We start from the raw sequence: 13,892 nt of genomic DNA on the forward strand, positions 1-13,892 counted from the left end.
AATGGAAAAGATTCTAGAAGTGAATGATTTGCACGTCTCCTTTGATACGTTTGCTGGAGAAGTACAAGCCGTTCGTGGAGTAAACTTCCATTTAAATAAAGGTGAAACATTAGCAATTGTAGGAGAGTCTGGATCAGGGAAATCTGTAACATCGAAAGCCGTTATGCGCTTGATTCCAAATCCTCCTGGACGTATTAAAGAAGGTGAGATTAAGTTCGGTGATCGTGATCTTGCTCAACTGTCCGAAAAGGAAATGCAAAAAATTCGTGGGTCTGAAATCTCAATGATTTTCCAAGATCCAATGACTTCACTTAACCCGACCATGACTATTGGGAAGCAAATCATGGAAGGTCTAGTGAAGCACCAAAATATGAGTAAATCAGAAGCGAAGGAACGTGCGATTGAGCTTTTGAAACTTGTTGGTATTCCGAATGCAGAGGGAAGAGTAAATGAATTCCCACACCAATTTTCAGGTGGTATGAGACAGCGTGTGGTTATTGCCATTGCTCTTGCATGTAACCCTCGTGTTCTTATTGCAGATGAGCCGACAACAGCTCTAGATGTTACAATCCAGGCTCAGATTCTTGAGCTACTAAATGATCTTCAAGAAAAAATGGGCACGTCGATTATCTTTATTACTCACGACCTTGGGGTTGTAGCTAATATCGCAGATCGCGTAGCGGTTATGTATGCAGGTAAAATTGTTGAAACTGGAACTGTAGATGAAATTTTCTACAACCCTCAGCATCCTTACACTTGGGGACTTCTTGGTTCAATGCCAAGCCTAGACTCAACGGATGAAGAGCTTATTGCTATTCCAGGATCACCGCCAGATTTACTTGATCCACCTAAAGGTGACGCATTTGCTCCGCGTAATCCATACGCAATGAAGATTGATACAGAAATGGAGCCGCCGTTGTTTAAGATCTCAGATACGCATTATGCAGCAACGTGGCTATTGCACGAGAAAGCACCTAAAGTAGAACCGCCTGCAGCAATTAAAAAACGTATGCAGGGAATGGCTCCAAGTGAGCCGATCATTGGCGCGAAAGATGGTGGTAAGAATGTCTAGTCAAGAAAAACTCCTAGAAATTAAAAATTTAAAGCAGCATTTTAAAGTAGGTAAAAGCACAGTAAAAGCTGTTGATGGCTTAACATTTGATATTTATAAAGGTGAGACGTTCGGTCTAGTTGGAGAGTCTGGTTGTGGGAAATCCACAACTGGACGTACCATTATTCGCCTATACGATGCAACTGACGGTGAAGTTCGATTTAATGGAGAAGATGTCCATGGAAAGAAATCTGCGAAAGAACTTAAGAAATTTAATCAAAAAATGCAGATGATCTTCCAGGATCCATACGCTTCTTTAAATCCGAGAATGACCGTTTCTGATATTATTGCTGAAGGCATTGATATTCACGGTCTCTCAACGTCTAAGAAAGCTCGTATGGACAAAGTGGTTGAACTTCTTGAAACAGTAGGATTGAACAAAGAACATGCGAACCGCTACCCTCACGAATTTAGTGGTGGGCAAAGACAGCGTATCGGAATCGCTCGTGCTCTTGCGGTTGATCCAGAATTTATTATTGCGGATGAGCCTATTTCTGCTCTAGACGTTTCGATTCAAGCACAGGTTGTTAACTTGATGAAGAAACTTCAAAGAGAAAAAGGCTTAACGTATTTGTTTATTGCGCATGACCTTTCTATGGTGAAATACATTAGTGATCGTATTGGTGTTATGTATCGTGGCCAAATCGTTGAGCTTGCTGAAAGTGAAGAGCTTTATCGAAACCCACTACATCCTTATACGCAGTCTCTTCTTTCTGCGATTCCACTTCCGGATCCGGAGTATGAGCGTTCTAGAAAACGTAAAATTTATGACCCAGATAAGCACCTTCCTGAAAACGGAGAAGAACGAGTTCTTCGTGAAGTAGTGGAAGGACACTGGATCGCTTGTACTGAAGAAGAGTACCAAAAGTATCAAGTAACAGTTTAAAAGGTAAGGACCTCATTTCAACTGAAATGAGGTCCTTTTTTAGTGCTTTTTATTACGAAATTTTATGACTAGATAACCTATGTAGAGTAGAATTGGGACAATCAGAAATCCTTTTACATAAAGGGATAAGTCAACGGAAAGCGAATAGTCTACTAAAATAAGTCCGCACAGAATAAAAGTAGAAATAAGTAAACTAAGTTTTAATTTGTTCATAAACTCTCCTTTCAGAAAAGCTATAGTTACTTTGTTCGTTTTACTGAGATACCTTTTTGAAAGTATACAAAGCAAAATAGAGGAGGATCCATATGATTTTTTACACTTACAATTCAGAGTTTGATGAAGAAACGCTCGAGTCGATTAGATCAGAAAATATAGCAAAGTTACAGTTACAGCCTTCTTCTCATTCTATCGTATACTTATTTGAAGAAAAAGAACAAACCGTAGGATATGTTTGGATTGAAACATATGAAGAATACGTTGAAGTTGTAGAATTTTTTAATAAAGGCAATGAAAAGAAGAGGTGGGGTTTGTACGAATTTATCGTTCAATTGGCTTATAAGCAGAGAAAGCAGAGGATTATTATGAGTGTTCCTAATAGTGAGTATGGAAAGACTTTTGTAAAGAAGTGGGAAGGGGAGATAAGGGAAAGGGATGGAAAGGATTTACACATTGAGATCCCTTTCCTGAGCTATAGTGGATCTTAAACACTTTGCTGCCACTCATTTTGATTGTTCAAGCTTTGTTCAATCAATTGATCGAGTGCAGCGAGCTCATTTCTCGCTTCTTCTTCAGAGATGACTTTATAATGGTGGTTACCACCAGGTTCTTCGTCCGCTTCATCAGCCATTGCAACTACTTCTTGAAGCGCGTTACGGTTTACCGTTCCCATGAAGTAGGAATCCGTGTGGAATAGGATTGCGACGGCAATTTCCTTTGCTGAAACTGGATTTTCACCAAGTCGTATCAGCATTTTGTGAGCTCGCTCAGCCCCTTTGATTGCATGAATGTCATTCTGTTTATATAAGTTATAATCCCATTTTCCATTTCGGTACCATGTATAGTGACCAATATCATGAAGTAATGCTGCTTTTGCAGCAAGATCAGGATTGACATCGTGTTCACTTGCGAAATGATAAGCGTGTTTGGCCACAGTAATCGCATGAGCCAATCCAGCGCGTTTTAAATACTTTCGTGCAAATGGTAGTTGATAAATATCAGTTAGTGTTACGTTTCTCATGGTTATGGCCTCCTCACCAATCTAAATTTATTTTTCTAAATATCATACCATTTGATAAAAAATAAAGCAATTTATATTGTTCACGAAAAAGACATGAGAAATTTTACTGGAAGTTCTTTCAAAGAGCGTATATTCATCTTATAATAGAGGAGGCAAACTAATAAAGGGGAGAGAAGCTGTGCGTATTTTTAATGTGGGGTTGAAAGGCCTGCTCGCGTCAGTTTTGCTTTTTTCTGTTTTCGGGCAATCGGTACAAGCAGATGAAGCATTATCAGCGACAAATCTTAAAGGGATTGAGACAGAAAAAAAGGAACTAACGTTACCAGATCGACTACCAAGATTCGTTTATGATTCTGGTCTAGATTTCGAATATCCCGATGCAGTTCGAGGTATTTATGTAACAGGGAATTCAGCAGGTGGAAGTCGATTCAGTAAGCTCACAGAATTTGTGAACTCTACAGATTTAAATGCAATGGTCATCGATCTTAAAGATGATTTTGGAAATCTTACATATGAACCAAAGAAGGATTCTCCATTAGCAGAGTATGAGATTGGCAAACCTTATATGAAAGATCCTCGCAAGGTTTTAGAAGAGATGGAGAAAAACGAGATCTATCCAATTGCGAGAGTAGTTGTATTTAAGGATACAGTGCTTGCAGAAGCAAGACCAGAGCTTTCATATAAAGAAGGTGGTTCGGTTTGGAAAAATGGACGTGGAGAAGCATTTGTTAACCCATTTAAGGAAGAGGTATGGGATTACAATGTTGAAATTGCAATTGAAGCAGCTAAAATGGGCTTCAAAGAAATTCAATTTGATTACGTCCGTTTCCCAGAAGGGTTTGAAACACGTGAAGACACATTAGAATATTCGATGGGCAAATATGCTGATATGGATATGGATAATGTTCAAAAACGTGTGCAGGCTGTAACGGACTTTGTAGCATATGCGAATTCGAAGCTTGAGCAGTATGATGTTGATGTATCGGTTGATATTTTTGGTTACTCAGCAACGATTCCTGAAGCGCCTGGTATCGGGCAGAATTTCTCTAAAATTTCTAGTAACGTTGATGTTATTTCATCTATGATTTATCCAAGTCACTGGGGATCCTATTTTGGAATTTCAAAGCCTGATTTGGAACCGTATAACTTAATAAATGAGTATGCAAAAGTAGAGAATGAAGTATTAGGTAAATTGGATGATGCTCCTACAAGTCGTCCATGGATTCAGGATTTCACTGCAAGTTATCTTGGTAGTGGGAATTACTTGAATTACGGAAAGGCGGAAGTAGAAGCCCAAATTAAAGCCTTGAAAGACAATGGTATTAATGAATATCTACTTTGGGACGCAAGCAATAGTTATACAAAGAATGTCGACTATACACCGTGATACGTAAAGAAAAGGATTGCCTCTGAAGGCAATCCTTTTTCTCTATATACGATTCCCTTCCCGCTAACGCTCAATGCGCTGGTTTAGAATGAATCTTTCGTTAATTTCCTCCAGTTTTTCTGACTATCCTCTAAAGGGTGTTGGAAGGAGGTTTTTTCTTTAGAAAAAATGAAGCGTCCTGAAGCATTTAAGAAGATAGCAATAAATGCTGTGAAGCTAATGAGTAGAATAGCGAGCATGATAAACTCAGCAAAAAAGTTCATTTCATTCCTCCTTAGCATGTTTGATATTAGTGTACAGTATGTTTACATAACTGAGAAGAGGGGAAAATAACTACTGCCTTATCTAGCTTAGCACTATTTTACTGGATAAATGTGTTATACTATTAGTGACGAATTAATTTAAAAGGGAGTAGATCAATGAACTGGTATGAGAAGCTGAAGCAATATTTCCCCATTGAAGAGATGAAATCAAAAGAGCATATGGACTTACTGCTTGAAGAAAAAGGTGACATTTACAATAAGGACGAGGGACCGCACCATGTTCTAATGTATGCCGATCTTCCTGATTTCATATTCGTGGATTATATTTTCGTTTCCAAGGATGCCAGAGGTCAGGGGCTAGGAAAGAAATTAATTGAAGAACTTAAAGGAAAGAATAAGCCAATTATCCTCGAGGTAGAGCCTGTTGATTACGATGAAACGGATACTGAAAAAAGACAGCGCTTTTATTTGAGAGAAGGATTTAAACACGCGAAGTCAATTGGCTACCGAAGAAGATCTCTTGCTACAAACGAGATTAATGAAATGGAAATTCTTTTCTGGTCTCCAAACGAAGCTGGTGAGAAAGAAATTTACGAAGCGATGAAGCATACGTATCAGGAGATTCATACTTACAAAGATATGCAGTTGTATGGTGAGTCTTATCAGCCTGTCGAAGAAGTGCTGAGTCTTAAAGAAGATAAGGAACTCATTGAAGAGTAAGAGTATTGTTTTCGATCAGGAGGGAACCTTCTTATGAAGAATCGTGAGAAGAAAAAGCAAAAGAAGCGCGAATGGTTGAAGGATTTATTGAAACGACGATGGAAAACCTGGAAACCGCAGTCTTCGAAAGAGCCCGCCTCAAATACGAGAACATCTGCATAAAAAATGTAACAAAAAACCGAAAGCCTTAAAACTGGCTTTCGGTTTTTTTCTATTCATTTGTTTCTAATTTTTTATCCAATCGTTTCTGACGACGTAGATCAATCAAGTAATAAACAACAGGAATAAATACTAATGTTATAAACGTTGCTACACTCAATCCGAATACGATGACGATGGCCATCGGTTGCTGAATTTCTGTACCTTCACCAAACCCGAATGATAAAGGAACTAGACCTAGAATCGTCGTTAAAGCTGTCATTAAAATCGGTCTTAAGCGAATGGGGCCTGCTTCTAAAATCGCTTCACGAGTTCCCATCCCTGTTTCACGAAGCTTATTAATATAATCAACGAGTACAATCGCATTATTGACCACGATCCCCGTTAAAATAAGCATACCAACGAGTGAACCAACTCCAAGAGGCTGGAAGGAGATAAGGAGGCCGAAAATAATCCCAATAGCTGTGAGTGGAACAGAAAACATAATGATAAACGGATAGAGAAATGATTCAAACTGTCCTGCCATAACCATATAAACAAGAACAATGGCAAGAGCAAGAGCACCGGACAATTTAAAGAAAGCATCATTCATTTGTTCATCTTGTCCACCAAAAGTGATTTTATATGAATTACCAGGGAGCGGAACGTCTTTGACTAGTTTTTCGCGAATTTCATCTGTAACCGTTCCAAGATCTCGACCCAATAGACTCGCCGTTATTTCCACTTGTCTTAATCGATCCGAACGTGTAATTTCCGATGGACCAAGCCCCCGTTTAATTTCGGCAACAGCAGAAAGGGGGATTTTTTCCCCAGTTTGAGTCTCGATTAATAGGCTAGATAGAGAATCAAGGGAATCTGTATATTTATCTTCAACTGCTAAGCGGATATCTAATTGATTGCCATCTCTTGCAAGATTGCTCGCTACAAGTCCTTTTGTGGCATTAGAAATCGTTGTTGAAATTTGTGAGCTGCCTATTCCATAGCTCGCAGCCTTCTCACGATCGATTAGAATTTGAACTTCTGGATTATTGGATTCGATACTCGAAGTTGGTTCTCTTACGCCATCGACTTCTGATAAGCTCTCCATCACATCATCCGAAAGTTCTTTCAAAACATCAAGCTCAGGTCCGATGATGTTAATTGAAATAGGATCAGCGCTAAATCCAGAATCACTGGCAGATACAGAAATATCGGCGTTCGGTATACCTTTAAGCTTCTTTCGGATATCTTCGGCAACTTCTAAGTCAGATTGATCTCGCTCATTGATTGGAACGAGCAGAACGCTGTAGCTAGCCCGGTTCGTTTGACTGCCAGCTCCAACACTAAAGTTGTCAGTTCCTCCAGCTGTTAAATAGGATAGATCAACTTCAGGAATCGACTTTAAGACGTTATCAATTTCCTCTGTGACGGTTTCAGTGGCGTCAAGAGAGCTTCCTGCAGGAAGATTCGCTGATATATTCACAAAGCTCTGATCCTGTGCAGGAAGGAATTCTGTCCCAATAAAAGGCGTTCCAGCTGCTGAAATAGCAAGGAGCAGAACGGTAAAGCCGATTGTTTTTTTAGGATGAGACAGTGTTTTATCTAATACTCGACGATACCAATTATTAACCCGATCAAATTTAAGTTGAAAAATCGATTTCGATTCGTTTCGGTTCATCAGAAGAGATGATAACAATGGCACAATAATAAGTGCTGTAAATAGTGACGCTAATAGTGAGAAGGTAACAGCAAGCGCTAATGGTTTAAAGAGCTGGGCAGCGAGCCCAGTAACAAACACAATTGGTAAGAAAACGACAACTGTAGTGAGTGTAGATGCAATGATTGCACTACCAACTTCTTTCGTACCATCTACTGCCGCTTCTTTAAGTGATTTACCTTCCTGCCTTAGTCGGTAAATGTTTTCTAGAATAACAATAGAGTTGTCTACCATCATTCCAACTCCGAGCGCGAGGCCGCCTAGTGTTAGGAGGTTGATGGTTTGACCTGAGAAATACATTAAAATAAATGCACCTACGATAGAAATAGGTATGGATAAACCAATAATTAACGTGCTGCGAATATTGCGTAAGAACAGATATAGAACGGCAGCAGCTAAAAGACTTCCAATAATAATATTCCATACAACAGCACGGATTGACTGATTAATAAATTTCGCCTGGTCGAATACGGTTTTAATTTCCATGCTTTCTGGTAGGGAAGGCTGAATTTCTTCAAGCTTCTCATTAATTTGCTTCACTACTTGAACGGTGTTTGCTCCAGATTGTTTTTGGATTGAAAAACCAATCGCCGGCTCACCATTTAAGAAACTTTCTTGAACAGCAGGTTTCATCATTTCTTCGATTTCAACGAGCTGATTAAGCTTGACGGTACCATTCTGTGTTGGAACGGATAAGTTTTTCAAATCATCAACGGATTTAAACTCTCCTGTTACGCGAAGAGGGAGGTTTTTATTCTCTGTTTCAATAGATCCGCTTGGTAAGTTAAGGTTTTCTGATCCAATGAGCTGCTGTAAGTTTGTAAGGGTGACGCCATATTGACTTAATTTATCTGGATCAGCAGTTAATCTAATTTCCTTCTCTAACTGACCTTCAATCGTAACAGCTGCAACCCCTGGTACTGAATCAAGTGAAGGTTTAATTTGATCTTCAATTACTTTCTTTACTGCAGTAAGATCTTCCTCCGATCCAGCCACTCCAAGTTGCATGATAGGAATATCACTTGGATTAAAACGCAATACTTTAGGAATTGGTACTTCAGAAGGTAGAGAGTCTCTAACTGCATCAATTTGTTCCCTCATATTTAACGTGGCAAAATCCATATCTGTTCCCCATTCGAATGAAACGAGGATCAGTGCACCACCATTTTGTGAGACGGACGATATACTTTCGACATTCGGTAGGGTTCCCATCACGTTCTCAAGAGGGGAGGCTAGTAAGTTCTCAACTTCTTCAGGACCAGCACCATCATATGTAACCGTTACGGCTGCAACAGGGAAAGTAAGATCGGGAAACAGATCAACTGGCATGTTACGTAGTGATACTGTTCCGATAATGAGGATGAAAATAATCACCATCCCCATAGCAATTGGACGAAAGACGGAAAGCTTAGCAATATTCATGTGTGTTCAACTCACTTCTGTACCTGGATTTCAGATGCTTCGTTTAAACGATCTTTACCTTTAGTGATGACTTTATCACCTTTTGAGAGACCGTTTGTAATTTGGATGCTTTCATCAGTCTCTGCTCCAAGCTCGACGTTAACTTGTTTCAGTTTCTTTCCTTGTGGTGCGTAAACATACGTTTCATCATCACCATAGATAATTGAATCCTTAGGGACAGTTACAGCGTTCTCTATGACGTCTGTTTGTATGGTCGCAGTTGCTTTCATACCACCTTTAATTTTTAAATCTTTGTTTTCAATTGGAATCTCAATTAGAAATGAACCCGTTTGTTCATTTGCTGTAGGTGGGATCGCTTTTAATTTCCCATCAAAAGATCCATCGACACCGTCAAAAGTGATCTTCACTTCCTGATCTTTTTGTAACTGTGTAATTTGAAAGCTATTTACTTGAAAGGCAGCGTTAATCGGATTTAAATTCACGACGACCGCAAGCGGGGTGCTTGGCACGGCTGCAGCATTTTCTTCAGCATTGATTTGAGAAACAATCCCATTTATAGGTGATTCAATGGTAGTTGCATTTAGGACGTCCCTTGCCTGGTTAAGGCTTGCTTTCGTTTCGGACAACTGTGTTTCAAGCTGTGTCACATTACCTGCTGACATTGAAGGAACCTGGGCTGCAGCTTGGGATAATTGTGCCTGCTTTATGGTTACTTCAAGACTTTCCTTTAAAACATCAGCAGCTGTCACTTCTTCTGAATCAAGTTCATTAAGTAGCTGCTTAGATCGTTCGAGTGAAGCATTTAATTCATCTTGAAGATTTTTTAACTCTTGAGCACTTTTTTCTGCTTGTCCAGACAATTCTTGAGCCTGGCTAACGGCTTTTTCAAGCTCATTGACCGCATTCGTTAGCTGGTTGACATTTTCTCTCGCTGTAGAATCATCGAGAGAAGCAATGAGATCTCCTTTTTCCACAGAGCTTCCAACAGTCACGTTTATTTCTTTTACCTCGAGTGGAGAAGGGGCAGCGAGCGGGATCGTCACTCCAGGAGTAGCTTGTCCGGCTAATTCAAGTTCATTCGAAATGTTTTTTTGTTGAGCAGTAGCGACTTCAACTGGAATCGGTTCATTTGAAGTTTCTTCATTTGTAATTTCCTGTGTTGTACAAGCGCTTGCAAAGACGAGCATACTTACAAGAAACAGAGCCTTTTTCATATTATTCACCTCAGAATTAGTGTATCTCTTATGAATCGTATCATGTGAAGGAAACTTTTTTCAGATAAAAATCAAACATTTTTAAACAATAAAGGTTTGGGAGCGTGAAGAAGGGGTATATAGGAGTTAGACTTAACATAAATCATTTGTATAGTTATTGTATAGCTTTTATGTAATTTTTGTCATCCTCTATTTATTTGATAAGAATTGTAGTATAATACAAATTGTGAAAAGATAATTTTTCTAATGTAGATTTGACGTTTACTTATAGAAAGGAGCAATTCCTTATGGTAACACTCTATACATCACCAAGCTGCACATCTTGTCGAAAAGCGAAGGCGTGGTTGCAGGAGCACGATATTCCGTTTACAGAACGTAACATTTTTTCTGAACCTCTTACTATTGAAGAAGTGAAAGAAATTCTACGTATGACTGAAGACGGAACAGATGAAATTATATCAACTCGCTCAAAAACTTTCCAGGAATTGAACTTAAATCTTGATACGGTTTCTTTACAGGAATTGTTTGAGCTAATTAGCGAGCATCCAGGATTGCTTCGCCGTCCAATCATTTTGGATGAAAAAAGACTACAGGTTGGTTATAACGAAGATGAAATTCGTCGTTTCCTACCTCGCAAGGTTCGTACTTTTCAACTTCAAGAGGCACAGCGTCTCGTTAATTAATTAGCTTATAATAATGAAGCTCGGTTTTAATTCATTCGAGTTAAAGGTTCATTAACAGAGCTACCTAATAAAAACTTCTACAGGAGATCCTGTAGAAGTTTTTTTGTAGCTCTTAATAAATGTAAAGAATGTTCCCTTTCACCTTCTTTACTAACCATCCTCCAACAATCACAACGAGAAGAAAAATAATCTCGATGGCCACTTCCATGGAAGGGTATGTATAAAAGAAGGTTTTTAATTCTGCTGCGCTTGTTAACATCCTTGCAGAAGTAAAAGCTAAAATGCCTGCGCCAATATAAATTAAAACAGGAAAATGATCAAGGGCATGCATGATCATTCTACTACCCCATACGATAATAGGGATAGAGATGAATAATCCAAAAACGACAAGCGGCAGTTTCCCCTCGGATGCACCAGCGATCGCTAGTACATTATCGAGCCCCATAATGAGATCTGCTATGACGATGGTTCGAATGGCTCCCCAAAACGAAAAGGTGGATTGGACCGATTCATTACTTTCACTATCGATTACCAATTTGAAGGAAATGTAGAGAAGAAAGAGGCTACCAACAATTAATAAGAAAGGGAGCATCAATAAATAGACAGCGACAATGGTTAGTGCTATTCTAAGTCCAACAGCAATGGCTGTTCCCATCATGATGGCTTTGTTGCGATGAGAATCGGGGAGATTACGACACGCGAGGGCGATTACAACTGCGTTGTCACCACCTAGGACGATATCAATACCGATAATAAACAGAATCTGTGTCATGGTTTCTAAGGTAAGCAAGGAATCCACTCCCGAATAGCGAATTTTTAATCATATGACAGGAGCACTTTAGGGCAAGCTATACACATAAATAAATATATCGTGTATATGGTTTAATATGAGTGAAAAAATCAAACGATTTTTTATTTCCATTCTTTGATGGTTTATCATAGAATGGTATTACAAGAGAAAAAGTGGTTAAACTCAAGCCACTTAAGGGAAAGAGAAAATTAGGAGTATCCCAGAGGGAATAGCCTTCCGGTTAACTAAACAGGAGGGAGAGAGTGCACATGGAAATCGAACGCGTCAATGCGAATACTTTAAAATTCTTTATTACGTATAGAGATATTGAAAATAGAGGGTTCGATCGAGAAGAAATTTGGTACGACAGAGAAAGAGGAGAAGAATTGTTCTGGGAAATGATGGACGAAGCGCATCAAAGGGAACAGTTTTCACTTGAGGGTCCACTCTGGATACAAGTTCAAGCACTTGAAAAGGGTCTTGAAATCATTGTGACACGTGCACAAATGTCAAATGACGGGTCCAAACTTGAACTTCCGATGTCAGAGGATAAGCAGCTTGATCTTCCGCTCGATGAAAATATGGATAAAATTCTTGATGATAAATTTGCGCTTCAGAATAATTTAGATCCAGAAGACGAGCCTGAACCGTTAGAAGGTGAAGAGCTTTCCTTTATGATCGGATTTAGAGACTTTGAAGATGTGATTTCATTGTCACACGGATTTGATTCAACTGGAGTTGAAAATGGATTGTATCATTATGAGGACCGTTATTATCTCCATGTTGTCTTCGACGAAACATTGATAGAAGAAGATCAGGACAACCGATTGAGTCAGCTGTTAGAATACGGATATGAAACAGACCTGACCATTCACCGCATTCATGAATACGGTAAGGAGATTCTCTCTGAGCAGGCTCTTGAACAACTCCGCGGACACTTCCCACTCTTATAAGGTGAGGCCGATTTCTATGGAAATCGGCTTTTTTTTATTTCTTCATTTCTTTAAGGGGACGAATCATCCTTTGTGGTTAAACCGGTTATCTTATTCAAATAAATATAGAAAGTGTAGAGGGATGTTTCTCTAGGAAGAGAATTATTGTTAGGAACGAATAAAAGAGAGGTGTTGTGATGTTAACTGCTTCAACTATAAATGGATCATTACTCAATCTTGCCGACCGTTGCTTCAGCCTTGATGAGCTACGGAAATTAAGGCGTTCCACACCCTATTATTGTCCTGGGTGCCGTGAGCGGGTTGTGATGAAGCTAGGTGAAAAAAAGATATGGCATTTTGCCCATCAAGGGTCCCCGCCTTGTGAAATGGAATGGGAACGGGAATCTAATTATCACTTAACCGGTAAACAACAGCTTTATAATTGGCTAAGAGAAGATCATCAGGATGTGCAATTAGAACATGTGTTAATTGCCTCTAATCAGCGCCCCGATTTATTTCTCCCCTCATCTCGTACGGCGGTTGAATTTCAATGTGCCTCAATAGAAGCGAGACTGCTTACGAAACGATCACATGATTATAACGCTACAAACATTCATGTGACATGGATTCTTGGAGCAAAGCGCCTCAAGCGAATATATTCCCTCATCCACAACCTTTCAGCTATGGACTGGGCAGCAGCATCCCACCATAGAGGTTCTCCGTCCATTTACTATTATTGCCCAGAAGAACGTACCTTCGCGAATCTAACCATCCACTATAGCTTAACCCCTACAAAATTCATCTGTACAACCACTTATCACAGCGCTTCAACTAATTCTTATTTCGATTTATTTAAGTCTCATTCTCCTTTTACTATTCATGAATCCGTGCCCATATGGTTTAAGCAAAAACAAATTTGGCGTCAAAATCCCCATGGTGAAAAATCATTCATTTATTACTTCTTGCGTAAACGACTCTATCTTAGCGGAAAGTCTATTCGATTTTTCCCTTCCGAAGCTGGAATTCCATCTTCGCAAAACTACTGGATTGAAACCCCCTCTTATTTATGGCAAACGTGGATTATTATTTGCTTTCTTTCTTTAACCCCTCAAAATAAATCATTCTCTATGCAGTCATTAATAAATGCCTTCCAACAAGTAATCGATGCTACTCTTATTAAAGTAAGATATAGTCCGCACATGGTTCAGGGGGAAGGGGTATCAGCGGCACTAAAAGGGTATGTTGATCAATTAATTCGGTTAAAAGTTTTGAAAGAATGGGATAATGAACGATATGAAAAGCTTTATCAACCTGAGGTTCATCAGCAAGTTGAGCAATGCACTAAAAAAGATCATGAAATTCTCGGGAAACTTGTGTGAAACTGCAACGTTT

General features: G+C 39.2%; 14 protein-coding genes. 9 read left to right on the forward strand and 5 right to left on the reverse strand.

Annotated features, from left to right (window positions below; genetic code table 11):
- The first annotated feature begins 1 nt into the window (after position 1).
- The 3 genes from AC0VYV_RS08690 to AC0VYV_RS08700 all read left to right on the forward strand — a co-directional run bounded on the left by AC0VYV_RS08690 (position 2) and on the right by AC0VYV_RS08700 (position 2,701).
- Positions 2-1,072 (forward strand): ABC transporter ATP-binding protein, encoded by a 1,071-nt coding sequence (locus tag AC0VYV_RS08690; protein ID WP_194221193.1) that lies wholly within the window; start codon positions 2-4, stop codon positions 1,070-1,072.
- Positions 1,065-1,997 (forward strand): ABC transporter ATP-binding protein, encoded by a 933-nt coding sequence (locus AC0VYV_RS08695; RefSeq protein WP_475374750.1) that lies wholly within the window; start codon positions 1,065-1,067, stop codon positions 1,995-1,997. The genes AC0VYV_RS08690 and AC0VYV_RS08695 overlap by 8 nt, the downstream gene beginning before the upstream one ends.
- 305 nt (positions 1,998-2,302) lie before the next feature.
- A complete protein-coding gene (locus tag AC0VYV_RS08700; protein WP_475374751.1) occupies positions 2,303-2,701 on the forward strand; it encodes a hypothetical protein in 399 nt (132 codons plus the stop codon).
- Here AC0VYV_RS08700 and AC0VYV_RS08705 read toward each other — a convergent pair.
- Complete coding sequence (locus AC0VYV_RS08705; protein WP_430242103.1) at positions 2,698-3,234, reverse strand: HD domain-containing protein; 537 nt, start codon at positions 3,232-3,234, stop codon at positions 2,698-2,700. The genes AC0VYV_RS08700 and AC0VYV_RS08705 overlap by 4 nt on opposite strands.
- 178 nt (positions 3,235-3,412) lie before the next feature.
- On the opposite strand from AC0VYV_RS08705, the gene AC0VYV_RS08710 reads away from it, so the two are divergent.
- Positions 3,413-4,621, forward strand: coding sequence for a putative glycoside hydrolase (locus AC0VYV_RS08710; protein WP_430242101.1), 1,209 nt, complete (start codon positions 3,413-3,415; stop codon positions 4,619-4,621).
- An 83-nt stretch (positions 4,622-4,704) separates the two neighbouring features.
- Here AC0VYV_RS08710 and AC0VYV_RS08715 read toward each other — a convergent pair whose 3' ends face one another.
- Positions 4,705-4,884, reverse strand: coding sequence for a hypothetical protein (locus tag AC0VYV_RS08715; protein WP_226612615.1), 180 nt, complete (start codon positions 4,882-4,884; stop codon positions 4,705-4,707).
- 156 nt (positions 4,885-5,040) lie between these two features.
- Between AC0VYV_RS08715 and AC0VYV_RS08720 the strand changes: the two genes are divergently transcribed.
- Positions 5,041-5,604, forward strand: coding sequence for a GNAT family N-acetyltransferase (locus AC0VYV_RS08720; protein ID WP_194221199.1), 564 nt, complete (start codon positions 5,041-5,043; stop codon positions 5,602-5,604).
- 33 nt (positions 5,605-5,637) lie between these two features.
- Entirely contained in the window at positions 5,638-5,766 is a 129-nt protein-coding gene (locus tag AC0VYV_RS08725) for a hypothetical protein (protein ID WP_255462008.1), read from the forward strand.
- 49 nt (positions 5,767-5,815) lie between these two features.
- Here the strand turns inward: AC0VYV_RS08725 and AC0VYV_RS08730 are convergent, their stop codons facing one another.
- Positions 5,816-8,881 (reverse strand): efflux RND transporter permease subunit, encoded by a 3,066-nt coding sequence (locus AC0VYV_RS08730; protein WP_475368863.1) that lies wholly within the window; start codon positions 8,879-8,881, stop codon positions 5,816-5,818.
- Positions 8,882-8,892: 11 nt separating this feature from the next.
- On the reverse strand, positions 8,893-10,095 hold the full coding sequence (locus AC0VYV_RS08735; protein WP_475374752.1) for an efflux RND transporter periplasmic adaptor subunit: 1,203 nt from the start codon (positions 10,093-10,095) through the stop codon (positions 8,893-8,895).
- A 287-nt stretch (positions 10,096-10,382) separates the two neighbouring features.
- Here AC0VYV_RS08735 and spxA point away from each other — a divergent pair, with 287 nt between their 5' ends.
- Positions 10,383-10,778 (forward strand): transcriptional regulator SpxA, encoded by a 396-nt coding sequence (spxA, locus tag AC0VYV_RS08740; RefSeq protein ID WP_098443134.1) that lies wholly within the window; start codon positions 10,383-10,385, stop codon positions 10,776-10,778.
- 112 nt (positions 10,779-10,890) lie between these two features.
- Here spxA and AC0VYV_RS08745 read toward each other — a convergent pair whose 3' ends face one another.
- Positions 10,891-11,550 (reverse strand): TerC family protein, encoded by a 660-nt coding sequence (locus AC0VYV_RS08745; protein WP_430242415.1) that lies wholly within the window; start codon positions 11,548-11,550, stop codon positions 10,891-10,893.
- A 287-nt stretch (positions 11,551-11,837) separates the two neighbouring features.
- Between AC0VYV_RS08745 and mecA the strand changes: the two genes are divergently transcribed.
- Positions 11,838-12,521, forward strand: coding sequence for an adaptor protein MecA (gene mecA, locus AC0VYV_RS08750; protein ID WP_194222276.1), 684 nt, complete (start codon positions 11,838-11,840; stop codon positions 12,519-12,521).
- A gap of 176 nt (positions 12,522-12,697) precedes the next feature.
- Positions 12,698-13,879 carry a competence protein CoiA gene (locus AC0VYV_RS08755; protein ID WP_475373656.1) on the forward strand — a complete coding sequence of 394 codons (1,182 nt, stop codon included), beginning with the start codon at positions 12,698-12,700 and terminating at the stop codon, positions 13,877-13,879.
- Positions 13,880-13,892 lie beyond the last annotated feature (13 nt).

Source organism: Anaerobacillus sp. QJM3NY_17, assembly GCF_056173665.1.

Bases quoted from the DNA above. Each gene is read 5' to 3' on its own strand.
- AC0VYV_RS08690 (WP_194221193.1), top strand. From the start codon at position 2: ATGGAAAAGATTCTAGAAGTGAATGATTTGCACGTCTCCTTTGATACG.
- AC0VYV_RS08695 (WP_475374750.1), top strand. From the start codon at position 1,065: ATGTCTAGTCAAGAAAAACTCCTAGAAATTAAAAATTTAAAGCAGCAT.
- AC0VYV_RS08700 (WP_475374751.1), top strand. From the start codon at position 2,303: ATGATTTTTTACACTTACAATTCAGAGTTTGATGAAGAAACGCTCGAG.
- AC0VYV_RS08705 (WP_430242103.1), bottom strand. From the start codon at position 3,234: ATGAGAAACGTAACACTAACTGATATTTATCAACTACCATTTGCACGA.
- AC0VYV_RS08715 (WP_226612615.1), bottom strand. From the start codon at position 4,884: ATGAACTTTTTTGCTGAGTTTATCATGCTCGCTATTCTACTCATTAGC.
- AC0VYV_RS08720 (WP_194221199.1), top strand. From the start codon at position 5,041: ATGAACTGGTATGAGAAGCTGAAGCAATATTTCCCCATTGAAGAGATG.
- AC0VYV_RS08725 (WP_255462008.1), top strand. From the start codon at position 5,638: ATGAAGAATCGTGAGAAGAAAAAGCAAAAGAAGCGCGAATGGTTGAAG.
- AC0VYV_RS08730 (WP_475368863.1), bottom strand. From the start codon at position 8,881: ATGAATATTGCTAAGCTTTCCGTCTTTCGTCCAATTGCTATGGGGATG.
- AC0VYV_RS08735 (WP_475374752.1), bottom strand. From the start codon at position 10,095: ATGAAAAAGGCTCTGTTTCTTGTAAGTATGCTCGTCTTTGCAAGCGCT.
- spxA (WP_098443134.1), top strand. From the start codon at position 10,383: ATGGTAACACTCTATACATCACCAAGCTGCACATCTTGTCGAAAAGCG.
- AC0VYV_RS08745 (WP_430242415.1), bottom strand. From the start codon at position 11,550: ATGACACAGATTCTGTTTATTATCGGTATTGATATCGTCCTAGGTGGT.
- mecA (WP_194222276.1), top strand. From the start codon at position 11,838: ATGGAAATCGAACGCGTCAATGCGAATACTTTAAAATTCTTTATTACG.
- AC0VYV_RS08755 (WP_475373656.1), top strand. From the start codon at position 12,698: ATGTTAACTGCTTCAACTATAAATGGATCATTACTCAATCTTGCCGAC.